This window comes from Neisseria sp. HMSC068C04 (genome assembly GCF_001810105.1).
Taxonomy (GTDB): domain Bacteria; phylum Pseudomonadota; class Gammaproteobacteria; order Burkholderiales; family Neisseriaceae; genus Neisseria; species Neisseria flavescens_B.
In genome coordinates this window covers 1-1,381 of sequence record NZ_KV799963.1, presented here as the reverse complement: position 1 = coordinate 1,381, position 1,381 = coordinate 1, and the positions used below count along the sequence as shown (strand labels likewise).

At 38.0% G+C, this 1,381-nt stretch carries 1 protein-coding gene; it reads left to right on the top strand.

Annotated elements, in window-relative coordinates; all coding sequences use genetic code 11:
• Positions 1–123: 123 nt before the first annotated feature.
• Positions 124–1,047, top strand: a complete 924-nt coding sequence (thrB, locus tag HMPREF2700_RS06755) for a homoserine kinase (RefSeq protein WP_070591121.1) — start codon at positions 124–126, stop codon at positions 1,045–1,047.
• Positions 1,048–1,381: the final 334 nt, after the last annotated feature.

The following is a 1,381-nucleotide window of genomic DNA, read 5'->3' as shown; positions in this document are numbered from 1 at the left end:
GAAAAAGGAATTTTGCAAAGGTCTCGGCCTTTTGAATTTGACCCTCGCTTTAATTTATATTGTTGGCGCTTGTTTTTTGGTATGATGTTTCTTTGATTCTTTTATATCAGCCTCGAGTTTGCTATGTCTGTCTATACCAGTGTTTCCGACGCTCAAATGCGTGATTTCCTACTGCAATATGATTTGGGAGATTTTGTTTCTTTGCAGGGGATTGCTCAAGGAATTACTAATAGTAATTATTTTTTGACAACTTCAACCGGTCGTTATGTATTGACTGTTTTTGAGGTTTTGAAATCAGAAGAACTGCCTTTCTTTCTGGAACTAAACCAGCATTTGAGTCTGAATGGTGTTGCCTGCGCTGCTCCGATTGCTCGTAAAGATGGCGGACTGCATTCTATTTTGGCCGGGAAACCGGCTTGTTTGGTTACTTGTTTGAATGGTTCAAATACCGGTTGGCCAACCGAAGCTCAATGTTTTCATACTGGTGCTATGCTGGCCAAAATGCATTTAGCCGGTCAAGACTTTCCTTTAAAAATGAAAAATCCTCGTTATGATGACTGGTGGCATGATGCCTGCACTCAGTTGCTGCCTGTTTTAGATTTTGAGGATGCCGCACTGCTTCAATCTGAAATAGCTGCTTTAGATGAAAATCTGGGAGAGCATTTACCTTCCGGCATTATCCATGCCGATTTATTTAAGGACAACGTATTGCTTAATGGAGATGAAGTTTCCGGCTTTATTGATTTCTATTATGCATGTAACGGTAATTTCATGTACGACCTGGCAATTGCGGTTAACGATTGGGCACGAACAGCTGATAATAAATTAGACACAGTCCTTTATGATGCCTTTACCAACGGCTATGAAAGCGTACGTCCTTTATCTGATGAAGAACGCGCATATTTCCCTACTGCACAAAGAGCCGGATGTATTCGTTTTTGGGTATCGCGCCTGCTTGATTTCCATTTCCCTCAATCAGGAGAAATGACATTTATTAAAGATCCAAATGCATTTAGGGATTTATTATTGAGTCTTAATGAGGGATAGCCATAAGACTATTACAATCCAATTTAGACAAATTTAAAAGTTTTTCTCTTCCTCAAAATCCTCTAAATTCTTCCTATTCAAATTTAGAGGATTTTTCATTACTCGTGTCTTTTGCTAAATTCTCTAATAACACTCCCCTATCAAATCATTATTCATCCATAAGTTATGAAACATTTTGCTTGATACTGTTTCTACAACCTAAATTCATCTATTCATATGAAAAACTTACTCGACTTTTTAATTAAGTTTTTCATATTAATCACTCCCCCAACTCCTCATGAGAGCATATTAAACATAGCATGAGACCTTTGCAAAATTCCTTTTTCCCCGACAG

Coding starts and splice junctions, on each gene's coding strand:
- thrB (WP_070591121.1), top strand. CDS start 124: ATGTCTGTCTATACCAGTGTTTCCGACGCTCAAATGCGTGATTTCCTA.